The organism is Kitasatospora sp. NPDC096077, assembly GCF_040303245.1.
GTDB lineage: Bacteria > Actinomycetota > Actinomycetes > Streptomycetales > Streptomycetaceae > Kitasatospora.
Map to the genome: position 1 here is coordinate 1 of NZ_JBEOSV010000045.1, position 24,277 is coordinate 24,277.

Here is a 24,277-nt window from a genome sequence, read left to right on the forward strand (position 1 = left end):
CCTCCCGGGGCGGTGGCACCGGTGTCACGTACAGCCCCTCGGCGTCGACGCAGCGCCCGAGGAGCGTGACGCGCTCGGTGTCCTCCAGATCGGAGTCGTCCTCGACGAGGAGGTAGCGCAGCGGAAGGTCCCGCTCCCATCCGACGAAATCCTCGACCCGCTGCCGTGTGCGGCGACCGCGAGACGGCTGATGCCGGGCCGCGGTACGCTCCGACGCCATCCTTCGGTAATCGACCAGACACGGAGGGGTACATGATTTCCTTCGGGCGGACGTTGCGGCTGTTGCGGCGACGGGCGGGCCTGTCCCAACCCACGCTGGCGGGGCGAGTGTTCGTGTCCCAGCCGACCATCAGCCGCCTGGAGTCCGGCGCCCGGATGCCCGACCCCGCACTGGCCCGCCTGCTCGACGAGGTGCTCGAGACGGGCGGAGCGCTCGCGAGCCTGGTGCCGGCCGACCCCGACCGCGCCGCGTTCCAGGCCCGCAGGCCGGACGTGGTCGACAGGACGAGGATCGTCGAGACGGAGTCAGGTCTGGTCCGGCTGCGAATACTCGAGGATGCCTCCTCCTCCGCCGAGGTGACGCCCATGGTGGCAGCGCGGGCCGAGATGGCTGTCGAGGCTGCCGGGGATGCGCCCTACTCCTTACGCGCCCCGGCCATCGGCGCGGCCGCCATGGGCGCCGCGTACCTCGGCTGGTGCCACTTCCTCGCCGGGCGGTACGACGCTGCGGAGAACACGCTGGACCGTGCGGTGGCCTACGCGTACGAGTCGCAGGCCCCGGACCGTCTGGAGCGCACCATGAGCTACCGGGGCGTCATGGAACTGGTCTGCGGCAGCCCGTCCGCTGCGGCCTCCATGTTCGGCGCCGCCCGCCGCGACACCCGAGCCCACCCGGCCCTGCGGGCCTACGCCACCGGCCAGCAGGCCCGCGCCCTCGCCCACGCGGGCGAAACCCGCGAGGCCGACCGCCTGCTGCTGGAGGCCGGCCGGCTGGCCGAGACCATCGACTACACCGACCTCCCGGTGGGCACCTACTGGTACACCCCCGGCTGGCTCACCCTCCAACGAGGGGTCGCGATGCTCGCCCAGGGCCGCACCGCCTCGGCCCGGCACGAGATCGAACAGGGCTACGCCGCCATGCCGACCGAACATCAGCAGGCCCACTGGGCTCGGAAGTGGATCGATGTGGTCACCGCCGATGCCCCGCCGGCCGACCTGCTCCTCCCGGCGAACCAGCGTGGCAGGTACGGCAGGTACGGCAGGCCGGCGTCGCACCGGACGCATTCACGCCGACCGAACCCGTGAACCGCCGGGAGGGGACGTACCCGGTCACCGCACCCATGCGAAGGCCGCGCCGTCCCGTGCTCCGGGATGGCGCGGCGCCGCCTGCTGCGACCGGCGGTCAGCCCAGCACCGGGGCCTTTCCGTCAGCGGTCAGGTCCCAGTTCGACCAGACGGTCGTGGCAAGCCAGCTCTCCGTGAGGTGGCTGCCCGTCCCGCTCTGCGTGAAGACGCTGACCTTCCCGGGGCGGATCGCGACAGCAGGGTCGCCCACGATCCGGGCCGGCGCGTACCCGTACCTGGGGTCCGAGAGGTCGAAGTACTGCCAATCGCTGGAGCGGGGCGTCAGCCACGCCTGGATGAGGTGCCCGTCCGGGGAGCGGTAGTACACATCGAGGGTTCCGTCCGTGCGGAACGCCGCTGACGGGCTGCCACTGGACTGGGGCGCGTGGTTCACCGGTGTGAGGTCGGTGTGGACCCAGACGCCGCCGGTGAGCAGCGACTCCGTCAGGTGGTCGGTCTCCGCGTCCCGGCTGAAGAAGGTGATCGTGTCCCCCTGGGCGACCACGGAGAGGTCCCCCGCGGCCGGGCCGAGCCGGCCGGCACCCCTGAGGGGCTCGGCCGGGACGATCTCCTCCGTCCATGAAGTACCTGACAAGTGGGAGTGGTTCACCTGGCCGCCGGCGGTACGGTAGACGACGTCCACCGTCTTGTCCTGCCGGACCACCGCGGTGACGCCGCCGTCGACCAGCGGGGCTCGCGTCACATCCGTGTGATCCCATTTCTGCCACTTGCCCGCCCCGGTCCCCTGGGTGGGAAGGACGCTCTCCATCAGGTGACTGTTGGAGGCGTCGCGGCTGAAGACTCGGACGGTGCCGTCCTGATTCACCACGGCGGGGTCTCCGGCCATGACGGCGGACGCGTACGCCCTCTCCGCGAAGTCGGCATACTCCCACCCGGAACCCGGCGATTTCCAGGCCTCGATCAGGTGCCCTTCCCCGCTCCGGTAGAAGACGTCCAGTGTCTTGTCGTTGCGGACCGTGGCGACCGGGTTGCCCCCCATCCTGGGTGCTTTCAGGTCGGCGCCCACACTTTCCTGGACCCAGGAGCCCTGGTTCCCCTGGGCGTCGTAGGACAGGACGGAACGCACCAGGTTCCCGTCAGCCGCTCGGGCGAAGACGTTCATCTGGCCGTTCTGCTCCACGAGCGTCCCGGGGCGGCTGGTGGGGTTGTGCCTGATGATCTCACTTATCAGCCCGTAGCCGGGAAAGTCCATCATCAGCACACCGGTCCGCTCTCCGCTGTCGGTGCTGAGGAAGTTCAGTGCCCGCTCGTTCACCCCGGTGAAGTAGGTGGGCGGGTCCGTAGGGTCCCAGCTGCCGGTGGAACCGCCGCCGGCGACATCCGACGGGGTCATGAACGGGATTCCCGTCCCGGAGAGGAAGTTGTAGTACGGCAGGCTTTCCGCCCCGTTCTTCCGCGTCAGCGCGAGGAAGTCCCGGACCTGGCCCCACTTCGCCGTGATGGCTGCCGGGGTGCCGACCTTGTACTGGTCCTGGACGTGGGTCTTGTAGTCGTCACTGGATCCGTAGTTCAGTCCCCATCCCGGATAGGGGTTTCCAGCCGAGTTCCGGAAGACGTTCAAGACGACCTTGCCTCGCACCTGCCCCAGGGTGGGTGTCGCGGCCCGGCCGTCGCCCGCGATCGAAGGACTCCAGAACGTGTCGGAATACTGCTTCCCCTTTCCGACGTAGTCCTTGAAGAAGTCGGACAGACAGGTCGCGGAATCCTCGCCAGGGCAGTAGGAGGAAGCGTCCTTGTCCGTGAAGTCCTCGGCGCTGAGGTTCATCAGGACCGTCTCGGAGGGGTGATCCTTCAACCAGGCGTCCAGCGGTGCGAGCACGTCATGGCCGAGGTTGGCGTTCTGGTCGGTGACTCCGTGCCAGATGTGCAGCAGGTCGCCGAACACGCCCCCCTTCGGGTGGACCCTGATGTCGAGCGCGCGGATACCGGCGTCCAGCGGTGTGGTCAGACTGCTCCTCGGATCACCGTTGAGCTCCTGGGCCTCGGCGAACGCGGTTCCGGTGAAGGCCATCGTCTCGTGGGTGCCCGGTATCGACATCTGTGCCAGCGGCATCGTGTCCGGGATCGACTGCATCCAGCTGGGTTGTGCCTTCTGCCCCACGGTCTTGAACGCGGGGCTCGGGCTTCCCGGGCCGGCCTTGCTTTCCGTCGAGTGGGCGGGGAAAGCCAAGGACAGGGCGATTGCCATCGCCATCGCCGCACCCGGCAACGCCCTCGCCTTCCATTGCCGTGCCATTCGTGCATGCATGTCCGAAGTTCCTTTCCGACGTGGCGGATCCGCACCCTCGCGGGTGGCTTTGAACCGCATCTGTGGGACAGGCGGAACGGGATTCCGACGTCCGCTTCCGAGCAAGCGGCCAGTCACAACGTGGGAGCACGCTTTGCTCCAGGTCCTCCGACCCCGATCCCGGATGCCACCTTGACGTCAATTCACCGCAGCGGCCCAGGACTTGACCGAGGATGCGGGACTCCAGGAAGCGGCGGCGAAGAACGGCCGCGCCGCCGGAGCAGCCAGCGCGTCGGGCTCGACCGGCGCTGAGAGCCGGCGGGACCGGCGCCCGCCGTGTCCGAGGAACACGGCGGCCGTGAACGGCGGGGACGGTCGGGGCGGCGCCGTGTCGCCCCGGCCGTGAACCGGCCTACCGGCTACGGCAGGAAGGCCAGACAGGCCTTCCCCGAGTAGTCACCGGTGTAGTGCGCGCCGCTGTCGGCCTTGATCCGGTTGTGCAGGTCGAGCGGATCGCCGATCGTGACTCCCGTGACCGCCGCCAGCCCCTTGCACAGCTTGCTCTCGGCCCGATCGAACGACTTGTAGACGTGCGTGGGCCGCCAGTGGTAGAAGCCGGGCTGCTCCGTGCTGAGCGCCGCGGTCCAGACGTAGCCGTGGCCGTCGGGCAGGGGCGCGGGACCGAAGGCCCGCCCGTGGTCGATCCGGCCCAAGTGGTTGTACACCTCGTCGGCGAACGCGCAGCCGTACTTGCTGTCGTCAGTGGCACCGCAGGTCGGACGCGCGGGTTGCTGCTGGTGGACCGGGGCGGATCCGACCACCCCTCCGTACCCGTCGCTGTGCCCGTACTGCGAGGGGAAGCCAGCGGCCGCCATGCCGCCGAGGAGCTTGAGGGTGGACGCCTCCGGGCTGGCCGAAGTCCGGTCGACGATGACGACGTCGACCGGCTCGTAGAGCCCCTCTCCGTTGGCCTGCTTCTGGCCCAGCCAGTCGGAGATGTACCTGTCGGAATCCGCGCAACCGTGCTCGTTCTGCGGCCGGCAGGCAAGCATCCACTTTCCGAGCGCACCGTACGGCGTCTGCACGGTGTCCATCGGCGACGCACCCTCGTCCGATGCCGTCTCGGCCCCGGCGGTGGGCGCCTGAACAGCCGCCAGCATGGAAAAGCTGAGCAGGACGAACAGCGCGGAGGTTCCCCGCCTCGGCACACGGTTCTCGCGTACTCCCATTTCGTCTCCCCTGGAAATCAGATCCAATTTTCCCCGGCGGATCAATTCGCCCGCCGGGAAGCAACAGTAGGAGTTCCCTTGGGACCCAACAACAGCGCCGGAGAATCGGAATATTATTCCACGAGAAGTCAGCAACTCGACCGGCCGAAACCCGAGTACAGCAGCGGACGAGGCTCGCGCGGAGGTGCCGGCGAGGACGCCACCGGCACCTCCGCCAGCGGGCCCGGTTCCGGAGGCGCCGGCGGAATTGCCCTCGGCACCGGCTGCACGAACAACGGCGGGGGTAGCGACAACAGCGGCAGCGGCCAGTCCGGCACAATCACCATCAACTGGGTGGTCCAGCTCTGATCCAGATCCTGCGGACCGGCCCAAGAACGCTTCCGGTCCCGGACCGGATTTCCCGGCCGGCCGACAGGGCACTGATGTGGGTAGCCGCGCACGCAGCGGCTGCCCACACTCACATCACCGACCATGCAGCGGTGCCCAACGGCAGTTGTCCCGAAGCGCTACCCGCTCTCATCGACATTCCGCGGTCCCGTGAGCCGCCCCAAGATCTCTGTCGCAGACACGCGGGGCGGTTCGGCGGGCCGCGGCCGGGACCATCCGGCCAGCACGAGGGAGGGAGCCCGTCATGGACGAGCCTGTCCAGACGGAGCACCGCGACCAACTCGTCGCGGCGACGCAGGAACTGACCTACGAGACCAGGCGGCTGGCCGTGGTGACCAGGAGGGCCTTCTGGTCCACCCGGGCGCTGGTGGGGGCGACGTTCCCCCTCGCCGGCGTCACGGCGGGTGTTCTGGCCCATGAGGTCGGCCTGATGTAGCCGGACGTGCAAAGAGCCCGGCCGAGGCCGGGCTCTCGCGGAAGCCGGAGGGCCGTTCATGCTGCCAGGCGCGGGCGGACCTTCGTGCTGCTCGCGGCCCCGACGTCCGGGCCGCTGCCGCCTCGTCAGGCCCGGCGGTTGATGACCCAGGCTCAGCAAGCGGTACCCAGAGCTAGCCGTTCAACGGGTAATTCATAGCAGTCGGTGGGGAACTTCACGATGGATCAGGGCTCGTACTCGATCCGAGGCAGGACCCCTGACCAGGCACTTGGTCGCGGCCAGGTCCGCGGCTCGCACGGCCGGAGAGTCGCCGGCCCGTGTCGGCCGGTCTGTCCTTCTCGATGGGCGAGCGGTTCCTCCGCCGGGACCCGCGCCGGTCCGGCTGAGCGCCCGGGCCCCGAAGGGTGTCGACCGGGTCGGAGGACATCGAAGCGAACGTGGAACGACGCCCCGTCGAGTCGGCGCGTCGTCCCGCATCAGGGCCGTGGCGGACGGTCGCGCGGTTCCCCGCGCCCCTGACGGTTCATCTCCGAAGGATGCCGCCGACGATGCCGCCGATCGCGCCGCCCTCGCCGGCGGCGACCGCGCCGTCGCGGGCGAGGTAGGGCTCAAGGGCGTGGGCGAGGCCGGAGACCGGCATGCTCTGCAACGAGATCTGGCCGGGGCCCGTGAGGGCGACGAGGAAGATGCCGTCGCCACCGAAGATCTTGTTGGCGATGCCGGGGACCCTGGTGATGGCGAACTGCACCGACGCGTCGAACATCCCGACGTGGCCGGGGTGGACCAGCATGGTCTGGCCGGGTGCCAGGGTGTACTGGGTGATCTCGCCACCGAGTTCGACCCAGGCGCGGCCCTGGCCCTGCAGGCGCTGGAGGACGAAGCCCTCGCCGCCCCACAGGCCGCCGCGGAAGGACTGCTGGAGCGCGACGGTGGGGCTGACCCCGGGGGTGCCGCAGATCCAGCCGTGCCGATGCACGATGACGTCGCGCCCGGGTGCGATGTCCACCGGCACGATGTGGCCGGGGACCTTCGCCGCGAAGGCGACCAGGCCGGAGCCGCTCTGGGCCTGGTACTGGGTGAGGAAGAGCCCGCCACCGCCGACGGCCCGCTTCAGCGTGTTCATCAGACCGCCCCGGCCGCCACCGGCGTTGGTGGTCTGCGACATCTGGATGTTCGGGGACATCCAGGACAGCTCTCCATGGGGGGTGATGACCGCTTCCCCCTGGTCGAGCCGGATCTCCAGCACCGGCATCGTGCTTCCGTTGACCACGGCCTGCATCGTCGTTCCTCCCCTGGACCTGCCGCACTTCGGCCCGCCCCCGGGCGGCAGGCTACCCCCCTCGTCCGGCCGCCAACCACGGGAACGGGCCCGCGGCACCCTCTTCGGGTCTTCTGCGTCAACCGCGGTTTGCAGCCGTGGTTCTGGCCTGCCCTGGCGCAGACGTCCGCCTGGGGGTGTGCTTGTTCAGCTTTCCGAGCCCCCGCCCCCACGGGGCCGGCTCCGCCTCCGCCTCGCCGGCGGGCCCGTTCACGGAGCAACCCCCGTTCGTGAGGGGGCGGGCGAAGGCCTCGCCAGCCGCCCTTTGCGGGCCACGGGCGGCAGGGGCCCGGCGAGTCCCATTAGGCCGTGAAGAACGCCCGCAGCCACTGCTGCGGGCAGTCCGGCTCCGGGGCGGTGAAGAAGCGGAAGATCGCCTTGTCGATGTCGTCGCGGACCAGCGTCCCGTCGCCGTCACAGTCGAGCTTGGCGAACTCCTCCACGGCACCCGCGGAGGAGGTGTTGCGGGCCTTCAGGTACTGCTCGAACTCGGCCTTGCCGACCTTCCCGCTCCCGTCGGCGTCCATCAAGGCGAAGACCGCACAGGCGAGGTTCTGGACCGGGTCGGGCAGCGTCTCGGGCGTCTTGCCGACCATCGTCCGCTCCACCCAGTGGAGCATCTCGTGACCGCGTTCCGGCCCTCGGTGCGCTGCGCCAGGTCATTCCGGTCGAGGAAACCGCTGCGGCTGGTGTCGATGAGATCGAACAGTTCAAGAACCCTCTGCTTGTACGCGCCCATGGTCATGGTCCTTCCGTGGCGAACGGTGCCGGTCGGGGATGGTTCGCCCAGCAACCTAGCCAGCGCCTGGCCGCCGTGCCCCCACCCGCAGGCACGCTCACCCGATGGGACGTACCGCCACGCAACCCGACCGCCGGGATCGACCGCCGGGGTGCGGCAGACCCCGGCGAGGATCGCGACGCAGGAATCCCACTCGGTGAGGTTCTCCGGAGCGATCGCGAAGTCTTTACTTTCGCAACAGGCCCTGACTTCGTCATCCGCCGACAAGCGCTTTCAGTCACAGAGGAGTCGAGGCGTTCCGATGTCCCTCCCTCCGGCGACCGTAGCGACCCAAGCGACCGAGTTCCGGGACTCTCGCAAGACTTCCGCTGGGACCGGCGGATCAGGTGGGGTCTGCGTCGCCGCGCTGGGAGGCGGCTTCGTCTCGCAGGTGCTGTGGGGCGGCCGTGTAGAACGGCTGGGCGAGGACGCGCCGGGTGCTCGCGGCCCGGACAGCGGAAGCGGAGCGGGCGGGCTCGGCCGCCGGCCGCGACGTGTCGCCGTCGGGTCGAGGCGAACGGCCGAAGGCGCCCCTCCCCGCACCGGGGAGGGGCGCCTGGGGATGACGGGCCGGTGGATCAGGTGCCGCTCCACCACAGCCGGTCGGAGTTGCAGTTGATCATGCCGGGCAGCGGGGCGTAGACCACGAGGTTGCCGTCGGTCTGGAAGCACAGGTAGAGGTAGTGCCCCGTGTTGCCGCCGGTCCGCGAGTTCCAGAGCCACTGGCTGCCCTGGTAGACGACGAAGTTGCCGTCGTTCTGCATGATGGCGTAGGCGCCCGGGAAGCCCTCGGTCTGGCTGTCCCACAGTGCCTGACCGGTGTTGTTGTAGATGACGAGGTTGCCGTCGTACTGCATGACCAGTTGGTACGCGGCAACGCAGACCCGCTCTCCGGACGGGATCTTCGTGCCGCCCCGGAAGATCTGGTTGGTCGGCGAGCCGGCGGCGCACGGCCTCCAGGCGTCGGCCGGGCGTGTGGCGGAGGCCGGGGCTGCGCTGGCCGCGGTCGGGGCCAGGAGGCCGGCGACGGCGGCAACCGTCGCCAGCGTTGTGGTGAGGGCCTTGCGGAGACGCATCGTGTGCCTTTCCTGTCGGTGGGACGGGTCGACGTTCGGGCAGTGCTCGGCGCGAGGACATGGACCCGCCACTGATGTCAGGTGCAGGCCACCCGGAAGCGTAGTGCCAAGCCGTGCAGTCGGTGTAGAGGAAGGCGAAGGCCGACCGGAAGTCGTGTCCTCGGAGCGACATGACGTCACGCGGCCCGCCGGTCGCCCACCGAGCGCGTGAGCCGGTAGCCGCGCAGCGACCCGCATCCGTGCCGGCACCGGCACGGATGCGGCCACGAAAGCCGCCGCTACCGCCCGAACGACGCCTCAACGCCCCGGCCCGGTGTCCGGCCTCGTTCACCAGGCCTGGCTGGAGCTGGAGTTGACGGAGGGGTGGCGACCGTCCGGCCTTCAATTGACGGAGTGTCAGGTCATCCTTGAGCAGGACGCCGGCAGCGGTCTCCCTCGCGAGACTTCACTCAGGTGCGCCCCTCCGAGGGCGCGGCTCCTGGGAGGAAGCCATGCGCAAAACCGGAAAGCGCTCAGCAGTCCTGGCGATCACTCTGGCCTGTGGTTTCGTCGGGCTCACCGTCAGCCCCGCGGTGGCCGCACCCGCCGCACCCGCCGCACCCGCACGTTCGGGTCACGGCTGGGACGGCGTCTCGCCCTTCGGCTCGGTGTGCGGGAACGACGCGACGACAGCGCGCCAGGCGACCATCTACCACGGCAACGCGATCACCGGGTACGTCCAGTTGCGCTACAGCCCGACCTGCCGGACGGTCTGGGGGCGCGTAATCTCCTACTACAACAAGGGGATCGGCCAGAAGGCCGGCGTCACCCGCCGGGACGGCGCAGGCCAAACCTGCAGCTACGCGGCCTACTCCGACTCACTCAAGGGCTACTCCTGCTTCACGAACATGCTCTACGACGGCGGGAGCGTGTCGGGAGCCTACGGCGAGGCGCCCAACTGGTACAACGGCGGCACTGACTACGCGGCAACCACCTGGTACTGACACTCGGCCCCGTCCGCTCATCGCGCCGGCGGGCCGCATCCGGGCAGTACTCGACCCGGTCCCGTCGGCGGACCCGCCGATGTCCGGTTGCCGTAGAGCGACCGCGTGAGCAGCGCGTCCGCGCCACCGTGCGCGTGGTGACGTGGACGCCGTTGCTGCGGTGACGGGGGCGAGGCTGAGGGGTTCGCCGCTGCGGCGGCGGATCCGCACGACCTCCAGGTCGGTGGACGGCGGATGCCAGGCCGGCTCGGCGAGCGGTCCCGCGGTGGTGCGCTGGTTCCTCGGTCAGCCGACCCGGGGGATCCGGATGACCAGTCGCGTGTCCGGGTCGTGCCACAGCCACACCCGGTCCACGCGGAGGTCGCAGGCGACGTCGTAACCCAGTGGCACGGGGCCCACATGCAGGTCCGGAGCCTCGGCCTCGATCACGGCCTTCGCCTCGTCGACGTCGATGCCCACGAGGTGGGGCCAAGAGCGCTGAAGAGCGAGTTCGAACTCATCTTCCGTCATGACCGTCATCTCCCCCGTTCCCGGCCGGCTGACACTGCCCGCCCGGCGCGGGGACGGTCTCCGCGACGACATCCGGATGAACCGGCGGGCAGGGCACCGGCGGGCTGCCGGGGGCGGACCGCCGACGGTGCCGCCGACGCGGGCAGGGCAACGGCGGGACACGACAAGGGGTTTGGGCCCGGCCCGACGCGGTGTGGCGTCGGGCCGGGTGGCGCGATGGTCGGGTCAGGCCGGGCAGTTGCCCAGGACGACCTTGCCGCCCGACTGCGAGGCGGTCGCCGGGTCCACCATCAGGCACAGGTTCGTCCACTTGTTGATGAACCTGTAGGCCGCCTGGTCGGCGAGGTTGGTGGGCATGATGTTCCACATCTGGTTGTCGGAGATCCAGCGGGTCTCGCAGGGCCACCAGAACAGCTGGGTCCCGGCCGACGGGGGCGTCCCGTTGTTGTACGGGGCGGTCAGGCACTGGCCGTTGGCGGCCTTGATGTAGAAGTAGCCCTTGCTGTCGAAGGTGGACGGCTTGGCGGCCTGCCACTGGTGGCTGCTGGGCGGGTTGCTCTGGCAGGCCCGCTGCTGCACCAGGCCGCCCTGCCCGGAGTCGTCGAACTCGGGCCCGCGGGTCATGCACCGGCCGTACTTGCTGTCCACGTACGTCTTGTCGGCCTTGACCACCCAGATCGCCGGGCTGGTGTTCCTGCCCGCGTAGTACCCGTTGCGGGCGATGATGTCGTGCACCAGCGCCCAGCCGGGGTAGTCCATCATGACGATGCCCAGCCGGCGGTTGGCGGTGTCGTTGTTGAGGTAGTTCATCAGCCGCACGTTGACGCCGTCGACCCAGACCAGGTCCTTGCCCCGCAGGACGCCGTAGCCGCCCGCGTACTCGGAGGGGACGAGGTTGAGCGGCGCCCGGGACGCGGAGGTGTAGGTCACGAAGGTCTGGTCGGCGGGGGCCGTGCCGGCCGCGGCGATGTTCTTGTTGACCAGGTTCCACTTGGCCGGGGCGTCGGTGGCCGCCCAGGTGTCCTCGGTGTGGTCCTCGAAGCCGTTGAGGCCGTAGGAGTCGCCGTTGTCGGCGTTGAAGACGGACAGCACGATCTTGCCGCGGGCCTGGCCCAGCGTCGGCGGATCGCTGCGCTTGCCGTTGTTGTAGAACAGGCCCGCGTACTGCTTCGCGTAGGCGTCGAAGAGGGCCGTGTGGCTCGCCGTCGGGTGGTCGTCCGTGCAGCCGAAGGTGGAGCCGTCGCACTCGGCCCGCAGCCGCATCAGGAGGGTCTCGCCCCGGTGGGCCGAGAGGAAGGCCTTCGCCTTGGTCAGGACGTCGTCGAAGTTGGCGTTCTGGTAGAAGGCGCCGTGGTGGATCACGAACTTGTCGTTGATGATGCGCACCCGGATGTCGACCGCGCGGATCCCGCGGTCCAGCTGCGCGCTCAGGGTCGCCGCGCTGTCGCCGAAATTCTGCTGGGTCTCGACGCTGGATCCCCCGTGCACGGCCAGCGTCTCGTGGGTGCCGGGGATGGACATCGCCGTCAGCGGCGTGGTCGCCCCCAGCTTGCCCATCCAGTCCTGCTGGTCCGCCGAACCGAGGTTCTGGAAGGCGTCGCGGTTGTCCGTCCCCTCGGCCAGGGCGGCGTGCGGTACGGCCAGCGGGGCGACGGCCAGGGCGAGGAGGGCGACGGTGGTCATCGTCGCCCTCCGGGTCAGGCGCCGCAGACGCCGCAGGGCGGCACCGGCCGGGCGGGCGAGCATGGCTGAGGTGTGGGGCATGGCCACCTTTCGGGGAGGGGAGGGCCGCGGGCGCGGCCGGGCTCGGTGCGGTGAGCCCCCGATGCTGGAACGGGCGCGGCGCGGGCGTAGGTTCGACCCGGTCGTCCGACGGCCGGACCGCTGACCTCGACAAACCGTCCGATCGCGTCCAGCGGTGGCGCCCGGCCGGTCCTAGAAGAACACCCCGCACCGCAGCAGCACGTTCGCGTACGGCCGGGCCTCCCCGGTCCGCACCACCAGGCGCGCCCCCGCACTCAGCTCCTTCAGCGATTCGTGCGGCACGTACGCCAGCTCGGTGAAGGAGCCGGCCAGCAACCCGTCCGCGGCGGGGTTCGCCGCCCGCACCTCCTGCGCCGCGATCGCCGCCTCGATCACCAACTCGTCGAGGAGCCCGGCCAGGACGTCCTCGAACGACGGGATCCCCGCCCGGAAGGCGAGGTCGACCACCCGGGGCCCGTCCGGGATCGGCATCCCCGCGTCACACACGAGCACCCGGTCACCGTGCCCCAACTCGGCGATGGCTGCAGCGAGATGGCGATTCAGAATCCCGCCCTTCTTCACAGCGCCGCGACCTCCTCGGCGGTGGGGAACGACTCCTGGGCCCCCCGCCGCGTCACGGCGAGGGCGCCCACCCGGGCGGCGTACGCGGCGGCCTCCGCCGGGGCGGCGCCCGCACCCAGCCGCCAGGCCAGTGCGGCGGTGAAGGAGTCACCGGCGCCGGTCGTGTCGACGGCGTCGACCTTCACCGACGCGACCCGCACGACCTCCTCGGCGGTCGCGACCAGCGCACCCTCCGGACCGAGCGTCACCACGACGGACCTGGGCCCGCTCGCGAGCAGCTCCCGCGCCCATGCGGCGGGATCGTCGCCGACCTCCCCGCCGCCCAGGATCACCCGGGCCTCGTGCTCGTTGACGATCAGCGGATCGCAGGCCGCCAGCACCTCGGCCGGCAGCGCCTGCGGCGGCGAGGGGTTCAACACGAACCTCGTGCCGGACGGCAGTTGCCGCACCACCTCGACGACCGACTCCACCGGGATCTCCAACTGCGCGGAGACCACCCGGGAGGCGCGCAGCAGGGGCCCGGCGGCCCGGACGTCCTCCGGCGTGAGCCGCCCGTTCGCACCGGGTGACACCACGATGCTGTTGTCCCCGGACGGGTCGACGGTGATCAGCGCGACGCCGGTCGGGGCCCCGCCCACCAGGACGCCCCGGGTGTCGACCCCCGCGCCGCGCTGCGACTCCAGCAGCAGCCGCCCGTTCGCGTCGTCCCCGACCCGGGCGAGCAGCGCGGTGCGCGCCCCGAGGCGCGCGGCGGCGACGGCCTGGTTGGCCCCCTTGCCGCCGGGATGGACGGCGAGGTCCGACCCGAGCACCGTCTCTCCGGCCCCGGGCCTGCGCTCGACACCGATCACGAGATCGACGTTGGCCGACCCGACGACCAGCACGTCGTAGTCGTACATGAAACTCCCCAATCAGGCGATCCGAACTCCGAACGGGGTGGCCGGAGGCCCGCTTCCGCGGGCTCCCCGGCCACCCCTTCTTCCCTGTCTCAGCCGCTGAACCCGGCCACGTTCTCCTGCGTGACCACCTTCACCGGCACCTTGACGGTCTCCTCGACCGTCTCCCCCTTGATCGCCTTGACCGCGTTGTCCACGGCGATCCTCCCCAGCTGCGACGGCTGCTGGGCCACGGACGCGTACAGCGTCCCCTGCTCGACCGCCTTGAGCCCGTCGGGAGTCCCGTCGAAGCCGATGACCTGCACGGATGCCCCGGCCTTGGACCCGAGCGCCTTCACCGCGCCGAGTGCCATCTCGTCGTTGGCGGCGATGACGCCCTGGACGTCCGGGTGCGCCTGGAGCAGGTTCGACATCACGTCGAGGCCCTTGGTCCGGTCGAAGTCGGCCGGCTGCTGCGCGACGACCTCGATCCCCGGGTACGCCTGGAGCCCCTTGGCGAAGCCCTCGGCCCGCTCGCGTGCGGCGGAGGTGCCGGCCAGGCCCTGGAGGATCGCGATCTTCCCGCTGCCGCCGAGCTTCTCGGCGAGGGCCTTCGCCGCCTGCTCGCCGCCGGCGACGTTGTCGGAGGCGATCAGTGCGGCCACATCGGCCTTGTTGACGCCGCGGTCGACGGCGATGACCGGGATCTTCGCCTTGTTCGCGGCCGCCACGGAGTTGCCCGCCGCGTCGGAGTCCACCGGATTGACGACGATCGCCCCGAGCTTCGAACTGGTGAAGTTCTGCAGCTGGTTGGCCTGCTGCGAGGCGTCGTTCTGCGCGTCGGTGACCGTCAGGTCCACTCCCAGCTTCTTCGCCTCGTCCTGCGCACCGGAGCGGATCTGCACGAAGAACGGGTTGTTGAGCGTGGAGAGCGAGAGGCCGATCTTCCGGGTGGCGGACTTCGGATCGCCGTGCAGGAACGACGTCGCCCCCACGATCGCCACCGCCACGACGGCCGCAAGCCCGTACGTGGCGACCTGCCGGCCCCTGCCGCTGCCGGGCGCCCCGGTCCCCGTGGGAGCGGCCCCGGCCTTGCGCCGCACCGTGTCGAGCAGCACCGCCAGGGCGATGACCACACCGATGACGACCTGCTGCCAGAACGCGGAGACGTTCAGCAGGTTCAGCCCGTTGCGCAGCACCGCGAGGATGAGCGCGCCGATCAGCGTCCCCGACGCCTTGCCCGTCCCCCCGGCGAGGGAGGCGCCGCCGATGACGACGGAGGCGATGGCGTCCAGCTCGTACCCGGTGGCGGCCTGCGGCTGGGCGGAGGAGAGCCGGGAGGCCAGGACGACTCCGGCGACCGCGGCGAACACACCGGACAGCGCGTAGATCGCGAGCTTCTGCCTCGGCACCCGCAGGCCCGAGAGCCGGGCCGCCTCCTCGTTGCCGCCGATGGCGTACATCGAGCGGCCGATGTACGTACGGCCGAGGACGAACGCGGTGATCAGCCCCATGGCCACCATCACGAGCACCGGCACCGGCAGCCACCCGCCGAGCGTGTCGCCCAGGTGGGAGACCGAGCCCGGGAACGCGATCGGCGACCCGTCCGAGATCACCAGGGCCAGACCGCGCCCCACCGACAGCATGGCGAGCGTCGCGATGAACGGCGGCAGCTTGCCGTAGGAGATCAGGAAGCCGTTCACCAGGCCGGCGGCCACACCCGTCGCCAGCGCCAACAGCACCGCGACGGCCACCGGCACCCCGTGCGAGGTGGCGCTCCAGGCCAGCACGGTCGCCGACAGCGCGGCCACCGAACCGACCGACAGGTCGATGCCCGCCGAGACGATCACGAAGGTGACGCCGAAGGCGAGGACGGCGGTCACGGCCGCCTGGACGCCGACGTTGAGCAGGTTGTCGGTGGTGAGGAAGTCGCCCGACAGCGCCGACATGGCGATGACGAGGACGATCAGCGCGGTCAGCGCACCGTTGTCGAGCAGCAGACGGCGCAGGGCCGCGGCGCCACCGGCGCCCGTACCGCCCTTGAGCGTTTCAGCGGCCACGGGGGGCCTCCCGTTCGGTAGTGGGGTTGCTCACGGCCAGCGACATGACCGCGTCCTGCGTGGCCTCGGCGGCGGACAACTCGCCCGCGACCCGGCCCTGGGCCATCACCAGCACCCGGTCGCTCATCCCGAGCACCTCGGGCAGGTCGCTGGAGACCATGAGGACGGCGGCTCCGGCCGCCGTCAGCTCGTTGACGAGCTGGTAGATCTCGACCTTGGCGCCGACGTCGACGCCGCGGGTGGGCTCGTCGAGGATCAGCACCCTGGTGTCGGCCAGCAGCCACTTGCCGATGACGACCTTCTGCTGGTTGCCGCCGGACAGCGTGCGGACCGGCTGGTGGAGCCCGGCCATCCGCACACCGAGCTGCCCGGCGATCCGCGCGGCGGCGGCGTGCTGGCCCTTGAGGTCGACGATCCCGGCCCTGGCCGCGGACTTGAGGGTGACGAGTCCGAGGTTCTCCCCGACCGACTGGTCGAGCACGAGCCCCTGCCCCTTGCGGTCCTCGGGCACCAGCCCGATCCCCGCGGTCATGGCGGCGCCGATGTCGTGCCGCCTGAGGGGAGCCCCGCTGACGCGGACCGTGCCGCGGTCGTACGGGTCGGCCCCGAAGACGGCCCGGACCACCTCGGTCCGGCCCGCCCCGACCAGCCCCGCGAGGCCGACGACCTCGCCGGCCCGCACCTCGAAGCTGACGTCGTGGAAGGCGCCGTCCCGGGACAGCCCCTCCACGGACAGCAACGCGGCGCCCGGGACGGCGCGCTCGCGCGGGTACTGCTGCTCGATGGACCGGCCCACCATCAGCCGGACGAGCTCCTCCTCCGGCGTGGAGGCGGGCACCCGGCCGACCGACCTGCCGTCCCGGATGACCGTGACCCGGTCCCCGAGGGCGGCGATCTCCTCCAGGTGGTGCGTGATGAAGACGATCCCGACGCCGTCCTCGCGCAGCCCGCGCACGATCACGAACAGCTTCTCGACCTCGTCGGAGGTCAGCACGGCCGTCGGCTCGTCCATGATCAGAACCCGCGCGTCCAGGCTCAGGGCCTTCGCGATCTCGACCATCTGCAGGCGCGCGATGCCGAGTTCACGCACCAGCGCGCGGGGCGGGACGTCGACCCCGACCCGCTCCAGCAGCTCCGCGGCGGCCGCCTCCATGCTCTTCCGGTCGATCATCCCGAACCGGCGCGGCTGGCGCCCCAGGAAGATGTTCTCGGCGACCGTCAGATCGGGGACGAGGTTGAACTCCTGGTAGATGGTGGCGATCCCGAGCCGCTCGGAGTCCTGCGCGCCCTGGATGCGGACCTCCTCGCCGCCGACCAGGATGCGGCCCTCGTCAGGTTCGTGGGCACCGGAGAGCATTTTGATCAGGGTGCTCTTCCCCGCGCCGTTCTCCCCGAGCAGCACATGGACCTCACCCCGCCGCAGGTCGAAGTCGACACCGTCCAGCGCGACCACTCCGGGGAAGGACTTCCGGATGCCCTCGATGCGCAGCAACTCGTCCGTGTCGCTCACGACCGGCTCCTGTTCGTGGCGGGGTCCTCGCCGCACGAGCGGCGAACGACGAGACGGGCGGGCAGCGTCACCGACCGCGGTGCCCGCCCCTCGATGCGGTCCACGAGGGCGCGCACGGCGGCCCGGCCCAGCTCACCCGTGGGCTGGGCGATCGCGGTGATCGGCGGGTCCGTGTGCACGAACCAGCGGATGTCGTCGAAGGCGGCGAGCGCGATGTCGTCCGGCACCCGCAGGCCCCGGGCGCGCACGGCGTCCAGGGCGCCGAGCGCCATCAGGTTGTCCGCCGCGAACACGACCTGCGGGGGCTCGGCGAGGTCCAGGAACCGCTCGGTCACCCGCCGGCCGCTGTCGGCCTGGAAGTCGCCCTGGCCGATGTACCGGTCGGGCAGGTCGAGGCCGTACTCCTCCAGCGCCTCACGGAACGCCGCCACCCGCTCCTGCCCGGTCGTGGTGGCCGCCGGCCCGGCGATGATCGCCAGCCGCCGGTGCCCCAGCCGGTGCAGGTGCGCGACGAGGTCCCGTACGGCGCCCCGCCCGTCCGCCCGGACCACCGGCACGTCCACGCCGGGGATCCACCGGTCCACGAACACCATCGGCGTCCCGGAGCGGGCGGCGTCCAGCATCAGCGGCGAGCCGCCGTCGGTGGGCGAGACCAGCAGTCCGTCGATCCGGCGGTCCAGCAGCGTCCGTACGTGGTGGTCCTGCAGCTCCGGCCGCTCGTCGGCGTTCCCGATGATCACGCTGTACCCCAGCGCCCGCGCCTCCTCCTCGACGGAGCGCGCGAGCTCGGTGAAGTACGGATTCAGCACGTCGCTGATCACCAGCCCCAGGGTGCGGGTCTGATCGGTGCGCAGCGACCGCGCCACGGCGTTGGGCCGGTACCCGAGCGACGCGACGGCGGCCAGCACCCGCGCCCGGGCGTCCTCGCTCACCGAAGGGTGCTCGTTCAGGACGCGCGAGACCGTCGCGACGGACACGCCTGCCTCGGCGGCAACGTCCTTGATGCTCGCCACAGCCGCCCCACCTCCTTGTGGAATCGATTACATCGATGCGTTGCGACGATTGGAATCGATTACACGGCCTCAGGGCAAGACGTGAGCAGGTGGCTGAAACCCGATCGTGATGAACGCCGTGCCGGTGCCCTCGCCGGCGGGGTGCGGGACGGCCGGTCCGGCGGGGCGGTACGGGCGGGCGCGCTCGTGGACGATGCCGACGGCGTTCAGGGCCGCACCTCGCTACAGTCGGCGCATGCGTCTCAGCACCGTGATCCTCCCCGTCCACCGGTGGAGCGAGGGACAGAAGCTCTGGCGGCGGGCCGAGGACCTCGGCTTCCACGCCGCCTACACCTACGACCACCTGTCCTGGCAGTCGTTCCGCGACAGGACCTGGTTCGGTGCCGTCCCGACGCTCACGGCCGCCGCCACCGCCACCGAACGCATCCGCCTCGGGACCCTCGTCACCAGCCCCAACTTCCGCCACCCCGTCACCCTCGCCAAGGAGTTGATGACGCTCGACGACATCTCGGGCGGACGGCTGACGGTCGGCGTCGGCGCCGGGGGCACCGGCTTCGACGCCCAGGTCCTCGGCGGCGGGGAGTGGACGCCGAGGCAACGGGCCGACCGCTTCGCCGAGTTCGTACCCCTGCTGGACGACCTGCTGCGCCAGGACGCGACGACGCGGGCCGGCCGCCACTACACGGCCGTCGAGGCCCGCAACATCCCCGGCTGCGTCCAGCGTCCGCGCGTGCCGTTCTGCGTGGCCGCGACCGGCCCGCGCGGACTGAGGACCGCGGCACGGTACGGCCAGGGGTGGGTCACGTGCGGGGACCCGTCCGACCCGGACGTTCCGGCGCAGCGGGCCCCGGGCGTGGTGGCAGCGCAGTCGGCGGCGCTGACCGCCGCCTGCGAGGCCGAGGGTCGCGACCCGGGCTCGCTCGACAGGCTGCTCCTCCAGGGCTTCACCGGCGAACGCCCGCTCGCGTCACTCGACGCCTTCGTCCAATGGGCTGGCACGTACCGGGAGTTGGGGATCACCGAACTGGTCGTGCACTGGCCCGTCCCGGACTCGCAGTTCGCGGCCGACCCCACCGTGTTCGAGCGGATCGCCACTGAGGGCCTGGCGCAGTTGGTTTGAGGGCGTCGCGGAACCCCCTCGATCGGGGAGTGCCGTCCGGCGCGGCCGTGGCGCGACCGCACTGGCCCGAACACCCCGTCCCCGGAGTGGAGTTCAGGCGGCCGGGAGTTCAGGCGGCCGGGCGGGTGCCCGCCCAGACCGGGGGCGTGCGCTGGGCCCAGGGAGCGGCGCGCTCCAGTTGCCCGGCGAGGCGGAACAGGACGTCCTCGCGGCCGTACCCGGCGGCGAACTGGACGCCGATGGGCAGGCCGGTGGACGGATCGGCCGCCAGCGGCACCGACATGGCGGGGGTGCCGGCGACGTTGAAGGGTGCGGTGAACGGCGACCGGTGGAACAGGTGCTCCAGCCAGCCCCGGCCGTCCGCGCCCTCCGCGCCGTGGCGGTAGGTGCCTATGGCCACGGGGAGTTCGGGGAGGGTGGGTGTCAGCAGGACGTCGTGCCGGTCGAAGTGCGCGCCGATCGACCGGGCGACCCGGTTGCGCACGTCGAGGGCCCGCACGAACTCCGCGCCGCTCACCCGGCGTCCCCAGGCGTAGCTCGCCAGCATCTCCGGTTCGACGGTCGTCCCGTCCACGGGACGCCCGAACCTCTCGGCGAAGCCGTCGATCCAGGTCACCAGGTTCGCCGTCCACAAGCGGGCGTTGGCGAGGACGAACTCCTCCCAACTCACCCCGAGGTCCACGCCGGTGGGTTCGACCCGGTGGCCGAGCGACTCCATCAGGCGGGCGGCGGCCAGGGTGGCTTCGTGCACGGCCGGCTCCACGGCGCGTCCGTTCCACGGGGTGGTGAGCAGCCCGACGCGCAGTCGCCCGGGGTCGCGGGTGCTCTCCTCGGCGTACGGGCGTCGGGGAGGTGCCGCCCAGTAGGGGTCGCCGCTTTCGGGGCCCTGGATCAGGTCGAGGAGCGTCGCGCTGTCGCGTACGGTCCGACTGAGGACGCCGTGCACGGCCAGGCCGTTGAAGACCTCGTCGGCGTCCGGGCCCATGGAGACGCGGCCGCGGGTGGGCTTGAGACCGAACAGCCCGGTGCTCGCGGCGGGGACGCGGATCGAGCCGGCCGCGTCGGTGGCGTGCGCGATGGGTGTGATGCCGGCGGCGACGGCTGCGGCCGACCCGCCGCTGGACCCACCCGGCGTCCTGGTGAGGTCCCAGGGGTTGCGGGTCGCTCCATGGAGGACCGGCTCCGTGGTGGTGCTGTAGGCGAACTCGGGGGTCGCGGTGCGGCCCAGTGTCACCAGGCCGGCCTGCCGGAACCGTCGCATCAGGAAGGAGTCCGCCGCTGCCGTGTTGCCGGCGGCGAGGCGGCTGCCCAGTTCGACGCGCTTGCCCTTCATGGCCACGGCCAGGTCCTTGACGAGGAACGGGACACCGGCGAGCGGTGTGCTGCCCGGGGTCGGGGCGTCCTCGGCCGGCCAGTTCTCCACGACGGCGTTGATGCGGGGGTTGACGGCCGTCATCGCGTCCTGGGCCGCGGCGGTGAGTTCCGCGGCGGTGACCTCTCCTCGTGCGACGAGTTCGGCCAGCCCGACGGCGTCGTACCGGGTGTATTCGTGCAGCTTCACGATGCTCAGCCTCACTTGGAAGTCCGATCGGTCCTGCATGATACCGATCGGTATCGTTCGGGGTTGGTCGGTAACGTAACATGGGTGAGGAGAAGCCGGCGACGGCGAGCGAAGCGAGGCGGAGATGGCGGAGACGGCGGAGACGGCGAGCGGTCCCCCAAGGCCCGGCCGGGACACCAGAGTGGCCAGCCTGCCCCCGCGTGAGCGCATCCTCGACGCCGCCGAGGAGCTCTTCCTGCGCGAGGGCATCAGGGCCGTCGGGGTCCAGGCCATCGCCGAGCGGGCGAAGACCACGAAGATGGCCCTGTACCGGCACTTCGCCACCAAGGACGCCCTGATCGAGGAGTGGCTGAGGATCGTCGCGGCGGGCTACTCGGCCGCCTTCGACCGCACGGAGGCCGAACACCCCGGTGACGGCCGGGCCCAGGTCCTCGCCGTGACGCGATTCGTCGCCGACGGACTGCCGGACATCGCGCAGCGGGGCTGCCCCTTCGTCAACTCCACCGTCGGCCTGCCCGATCGGGACCACCCGGCCCGCCGGCTGATCGAGGACCACAAGGCCACCCAGCTGCGCCGACTGACGGGCATGTGCGAGAAGGCCGGCGTACGGGATCCCGACGAGGCCGCCGCGGAGATCACCTTCCTCCTGGAGGGCGCCCAGGTCAGTGCCCAGAACGGGAGCGTCGACCGGGTGGGCGAGCGACTCCTCACCGCGGTCGAGGCCGTCCTGGACCGGGGCGGGAGGGCCGGCGGACGCTGAACCGACGCCCGACACCCGACACCCGGCGTCCGACGCCGGGATCCCGGCGTGGTCGAGCCGGGACGTCAGCCCTTCAGCTCGGACCTGTAGGAGTCGAGGGTCTTCGGCCAGGCAGAGCCGGTCCGCTCGTCGTCGTCCAGCACGACCACCGCGGGCCGCCCCTGAGCCGCGACGCCGTAGAGCATCCGCGCGACGGAACCCGTCAGCAGATGGTCGTAGTGGAACGAGCCTTCGAATCCCAGCCAGGCGACCCGGGCCCCCCGCTCACAGACCTGCTCAAGGCACGCTTCGAGGTACGGCCCGAGCCGGGTCGGCAGCGCACCGAAGGAAAGATCGTACTCGACCACCTGAAGGCCGCTCAGGACGCCCTCGTCGCCTTCGAGGTGATACCTGGCGATTCGATCCGGTGAACACCCGTCGATGTCGAAGGTGAGATCGGCGGGCTCGGCGAACGGCGCCGCCGCGAAGAGGCTGATGACGACCTCGTCGTCATCCCACCGCAGGGCCTTGAGGAGACGGCTCACGAGAGCCGCCCGGTGGCGGTTCGGCCGACACCGGGAACCACGGCCGTAAGGCCGATGCCCGCGTACGGGCGTTCCGCTCCGAGCCTCCGAGACGGCCCTGACATTCTGAGATCCACTGTGCTCCCTGGTCGAAGTGCTCATCGTAGGAGGAGCACGACCAGGACGACACTGCGGGCCCCGGACCATCGCCCCACAGGTGTGAAACCTCGGTGTGTCAGGCCGCTGCGAGGGCACGGGCCCGGATATCTGATCGACAGTGACAGGAGGACCTCGGGCCGACCGGCCCTCTACCCCCTCATGGAGTGGATCGTGACGTTCTCACTGTCGTCCGCAGCCGACCGGCGACCGCCCGGTATCCCGCGCCGTGCCGGTTCGACCGGCTCGCGGGGCCGCGCGTTGACCCTGGCCGCCGGGGTGTTCTGTGTCGCCGCGGCACCGGTGGCCTTGTCGGGGAGCGCCCATGCGCAGGGCACCTGCACGGTGTCCGGCCCGACCACCACCTGCACGTTCGCCTCGACCGGCGCGGAGCAGACGTTCACCGTGCCCACCGGCGTCTCCCAGGTCGACGTCACAGCGATCGGCGCATCCGGCGGCAAGGAGGGCGTCAACAACACGCCCGGTGGCCGTGGCGCACAGGTTTCGGGCACCCTCGGCGGGCTGAGCGCCGGACAGACGCTCTACGTCGAGGTCGGTGGCACACCGACGATCAACACCTCGGCCTGCTATGTGTTCTCGCCGTGCATCGGCGGCTTCAACGGCGGCGGCACCACCCGCTTCGGCGGAGGAGGAGGCGGAGCCTCCGACGTCCGCACGCAGCCCGCCACCACCGCACTGACCACCACCGACTCCCGGCTCATCGTGGCCGCGGGCGGCGGCGGAGCGGGCGAGGTCTTCAGCTCGTCGTGCCTCCCGGGGAGCCAGGGCGGTGACGCCGGACAGGCCGGCCAGAACGGGGCGTGCAACGGAGGAATGGGCGGCGGCGCCGGCACCGCCACCCAGCCGGGCGCGGGCGGCACCGCCACCGGCGGCACCGCCGGCGCTCCCGGTCTGCTCGGCAGCGGTGGCAACGGCGGTGCCGGGACGGGCGGCGCCGGCGGTGGCGGCCTCTACGGCGGTGGTGGCGGTGGCAGCCTCAACGGCCTGGAAACTCCGTTCGGCAGCGCGGGTGGAGGCGGCGGCGGATCATCCCTCGTCCCCGCGGGCGGCACCGGCCCCACACTCACGAACGCCGCGCCCGGCATCACCATCAGCTACACGACCCCCGGCAAGCCGGTGACGACCCGTCTGAGCGCGATGCCCTCCCAAACCCGGGTCGCCGCGCCGGTCGTCCTCAGCGACCTGGTCTGCCCCGCTGCGGGCTCCACGACCAGGCCCACCGGCACCGTCACCTTCACCGACACCACCACCGGCACGACCCTCGGCACCGGACACCTGTTCCTGGGCCTCGGCAACTGCGCCGCCGCAGGCCTGGTCACCGCCTTCCACACCACCGGCACCCACACCATCACCGCCGTCTACAGCGGCGACACCGTCTACCAGGGCAACGGCGGCAACCCCGAAACCACCACCGTGACCATCACCTCCTGACAGGTCGGCCGAAGCACCACAATCACCCCGGTATGCATGCGTGGCGCACCGGACCTGCGCAATCGGCTCTGCCCGGAGTTCCGTGCAGGTCGTCGGGTTCGGGATCCGTTCACGCGTCGAGAGGACCCGGGCCCCGGCGGGGCGTTCGCGGTCGGTCGCGCCGCCGGAGCCGGCCGAGGGCCGAGCCGGTAGCGGGCCGGGTCCGCCGGAGGGTCGGTCAGCTCCCGGCGAGCCAGCGCGTGACGACGTCACCGAACCGGGCCGCGTCGTCCAGCCAGGGGTGGTGCCCGGCCCCGGGCTGCACGACGAGCCGCACCCAGCCGGGCGCGAACAGCTCGCCGAGCTGCGTGGCGAGCACCGGGCTGGGACTGAAGTCGAGCTCCCCGACCAGGATCAGGACCGGGATCTCAAGGCCCGCGATCGCGGCCCTCGTCGCATCGGGGTCGAACGCGCCCTCGGCGTAGTGCGCCGCGCGCGCGGCGCGGTTGAGCTGCCTGGCATGCCCGCCATGGTGCTCCCGCGCGGTCTCGTCCCACCGGCCGTACCAGAACGGGCCCGCCAGCACGGCGTCCTCGTCGGACCCCACATCCGTCCAGTCCCTGCGGAACGGGCCGATCGCCTCGTCGTACCAGG

General features: G+C 71.3%; 22 protein-coding genes and 1 pseudogene. 7 read left to right on the plus strand and 16 right to left on the minus strand.

What is annotated here, in order from left to right; translation table 11 throughout:
- Positions 1-220: pseudogene (locus ABTZ03_RS29810) on the minus strand (hypothetical protein); the annotation flags it as partial.
- A gap of 32 nt (positions 221-252) precedes the next feature.
- Between ABTZ03_RS29810 and ABTZ03_RS29815 the strand changes: the two are divergent.
- Positions 253-1,305 carry a helix-turn-helix domain-containing protein gene (locus ABTZ03_RS29815; protein ID WP_350516215.1) on the plus strand — a complete coding sequence of 351 codons (1,053 nt, stop codon included), beginning with the start codon at positions 253-255 and terminating at the stop codon, positions 1,303-1,305.
- 97 nt (positions 1,306-1,402) lie between these two features.
- On the opposite strand, the gene ABTZ03_RS29820 is transcribed toward ABTZ03_RS29815, so the two are convergent.
- The gene (locus tag ABTZ03_RS29820) at positions 1,403-3,613 is read right to left on the minus strand and encodes a DUF8189 domain-containing protein (protein WP_350516216.1); all 2,211 of its coding nucleotides are present in this window, start codon (positions 3,611-3,613) and stop codon (positions 1,403-1,405) included.
- A gap of 398 nt (positions 3,614-4,011) precedes the next feature.
- Positions 4,012-4,686 carry a hypothetical protein gene (locus ABTZ03_RS29825; protein ID WP_350516217.1) on the minus strand — a complete coding sequence of 225 codons (675 nt, stop codon included), beginning with the start codon at positions 4,684-4,686 and terminating at the stop codon, positions 4,012-4,014.
- A 213-nt stretch (positions 4,687-4,899) separates the two neighbouring features.
- On the opposite strand from ABTZ03_RS29825, the gene ABTZ03_RS29830 reads away from it, so the two are divergent.
- Together ABTZ03_RS29830 and ABTZ03_RS29835 are read left to right on the plus strand one after the other, a co-directional pair.
- Positions 4,900-5,169 carry a hypothetical protein gene (locus tag ABTZ03_RS29830; RefSeq protein ID WP_350516218.1) on the plus strand — a complete coding sequence of 90 codons (270 nt, stop codon included), beginning with the start codon at positions 4,900-4,902 and terminating at the stop codon, positions 5,167-5,169.
- Between the two features lie 283 nt (positions 5,170-5,452).
- Positions 5,453-5,644: a hypothetical protein gene (locus tag ABTZ03_RS29835; RefSeq protein ID WP_350516219.1), complete on the plus strand. Its 192-nt coding sequence runs from the start codon at positions 5,453-5,455 to the stop codon at positions 5,642-5,644.
- A gap of 523 nt (positions 5,645-6,167) precedes the next feature.
- On the opposite strand, the gene ABTZ03_RS29840 is transcribed toward ABTZ03_RS29835, so the two are convergent.
- The 3 genes from ABTZ03_RS29840 to ABTZ03_RS29850 form a co-directional block, all read right to left on the minus strand.
- Positions 6,168-6,914, minus strand: a complete 747-nt coding sequence (locus ABTZ03_RS29840) for an AIM24 family protein (RefSeq protein ID WP_350516220.1) — start codon at positions 6,912-6,914, stop codon at positions 6,168-6,170.
- Between the two features lie 350 nt (positions 6,915-7,264).
- Positions 7,265-7,570: an EF-hand domain-containing protein gene (locus tag ABTZ03_RS29845; protein ID WP_350516221.1), complete on the minus strand. Its 306-nt coding sequence runs from the start codon at positions 7,568-7,570 to the stop codon at positions 7,265-7,267.
- 748 nt (positions 7,571-8,318) lie between these two features.
- Positions 8,319-8,816 (minus strand): hypothetical protein, encoded by a 498-nt coding sequence (locus ABTZ03_RS29850; RefSeq protein WP_350516222.1) that lies wholly within the window; start codon positions 8,814-8,816, stop codon positions 8,319-8,321.
- Positions 8,817-9,307: 491 nt separating this feature from the next.
- On the opposite strand from ABTZ03_RS29850, the gene ABTZ03_RS29855 reads away from it, so the two are divergent.
- On the plus strand, positions 9,308-9,799 hold the full coding sequence (locus ABTZ03_RS29855; protein WP_350516223.1) for a DUF2690 domain-containing protein: 492 nt from the start codon (positions 9,308-9,310) through the stop codon (positions 9,797-9,799).
- Positions 9,800-10,084: 285 nt separating this feature from the next.
- Here ABTZ03_RS29855 and ABTZ03_RS29860 read toward each other — a convergent pair whose 3' ends face one another.
- The 7 genes from ABTZ03_RS29860 to ABTZ03_RS29890 form a co-directional block, all read right to left on the minus strand.
- A complete protein-coding gene (locus ABTZ03_RS29860) occupies positions 10,085-10,318 on the minus strand; it encodes a serine protease inhibitor (RefSeq protein ID WP_350516224.1) in 234 nt (77 codons plus the stop codon).
- A gap of 216 nt (positions 10,319-10,534) precedes the next feature.
- Positions 10,535-12,073, minus strand: a complete 1,539-nt coding sequence (locus ABTZ03_RS29865; RefSeq protein WP_350516225.1) for a phosphatidylinositol-specific phospholipase C domain-containing protein — start codon at positions 12,071-12,073, stop codon at positions 10,535-10,537.
- Positions 12,074-12,244: 171 nt separating this feature from the next.
- Positions 12,245-12,634 (minus strand): D-ribose pyranase, encoded by a 390-nt coding sequence (rbsD, locus tag ABTZ03_RS29870; protein ID WP_350516226.1) that lies wholly within the window; start codon positions 12,632-12,634, stop codon positions 12,245-12,247.
- Entirely contained in the window at positions 12,631-13,533 is a 903-nt protein-coding gene (locus ABTZ03_RS29875; protein ID WP_350516227.1) for a ribokinase, read from the minus strand. The genes rbsD and ABTZ03_RS29875 overlap by 4 nt, the downstream gene beginning before the upstream one ends.
- Before the next feature lie 89 nt (positions 13,534-13,622).
- On the minus strand, positions 13,623-15,569 hold the full coding sequence (locus ABTZ03_RS29880; RefSeq protein ID WP_350516228.1) for an ABC transporter permease/substrate-binding protein: 1,947 nt from the start codon (positions 15,567-15,569) through the stop codon (positions 13,623-13,625).
- A complete protein-coding gene (locus tag ABTZ03_RS29885) occupies positions 15,559-17,079 on the minus strand; it encodes a sugar ABC transporter ATP-binding protein (RefSeq protein ID WP_350516229.1) in 1,521 nt (506 codons plus the stop codon). Before ABTZ03_RS29885 ends, ABTZ03_RS29880 begins: the two co-directional genes overlap by 11 nt.
- Positions 17,076-18,092: a LacI family DNA-binding transcriptional regulator gene (locus ABTZ03_RS29890; protein ID WP_350516230.1), complete on the minus strand. Its 1,017-nt coding sequence runs from the start codon at positions 18,090-18,092 to the stop codon at positions 17,076-17,078. The genes ABTZ03_RS29885 and ABTZ03_RS29890 overlap by 4 nt, the downstream gene beginning before the upstream one ends.
- Positions 18,093-18,327: 235 nt before the next feature.
- On the opposite strand from ABTZ03_RS29890, the gene ABTZ03_RS29895 reads away from it, so the two are divergent.
- Positions 18,328-19,212, plus strand: a complete 885-nt coding sequence (locus ABTZ03_RS29895; protein ID WP_350516231.1) for an LLM class flavin-dependent oxidoreductase — start codon at positions 18,328-18,330, stop codon at positions 19,210-19,212.
- Between the two features lie 109 nt (positions 19,213-19,321).
- Here the strand turns inward: ABTZ03_RS29895 and ABTZ03_RS29900 are convergent, their stop codons facing one another.
- On the minus strand, positions 19,322-20,773 hold the full coding sequence (locus tag ABTZ03_RS29900; RefSeq protein ID WP_350516232.1) for an amidase: 1,452 nt from the start codon (positions 20,771-20,773) through the stop codon (positions 19,322-19,324).
- Between the two features lie 124 nt (positions 20,774-20,897).
- Between ABTZ03_RS29900 and ABTZ03_RS29905 the strand changes: the two genes are divergently transcribed.
- On the plus strand, positions 20,898-21,533 hold the full coding sequence (locus ABTZ03_RS29905) for a TetR/AcrR family transcriptional regulator (RefSeq protein ID WP_350516233.1): 636 nt from the start codon (positions 20,898-20,900) through the stop codon (positions 21,531-21,533).
- A 65-nt stretch (positions 21,534-21,598) separates the two neighbouring features.
- Here the strand turns inward: ABTZ03_RS29905 and ABTZ03_RS29910 are convergent, their stop codons facing one another.
- The gene (locus tag ABTZ03_RS29910; RefSeq protein WP_350516234.1) at positions 21,599-22,057 is read right to left on the minus strand and encodes a hypothetical protein; all 459 of its coding nucleotides are present in this window, start codon (positions 22,055-22,057) and stop codon (positions 21,599-21,601) included.
- 309 nt (positions 22,058-22,366) lie between these two features.
- Here ABTZ03_RS29910 and ABTZ03_RS29915 point away from each other — a divergent pair, with 309 nt between their 5' ends.
- Entirely contained in the window at positions 22,367-23,644 is a 1,278-nt protein-coding gene (locus ABTZ03_RS29915) for a glycine-rich protein (RefSeq protein WP_350516235.1), read from the plus strand.
- 217 nt (positions 23,645-23,861) lie between these two features.
- On the opposite strand, the gene ABTZ03_RS29920 is transcribed toward ABTZ03_RS29915, so the two are convergent.
- Entirely contained in the window at positions 23,862-24,230 is a 369-nt protein-coding gene (locus ABTZ03_RS29920; RefSeq protein ID WP_350516236.1) for an alpha/beta fold hydrolase, read from the minus strand.
- Positions 24,231-24,277 lie beyond the last annotated feature (47 nt).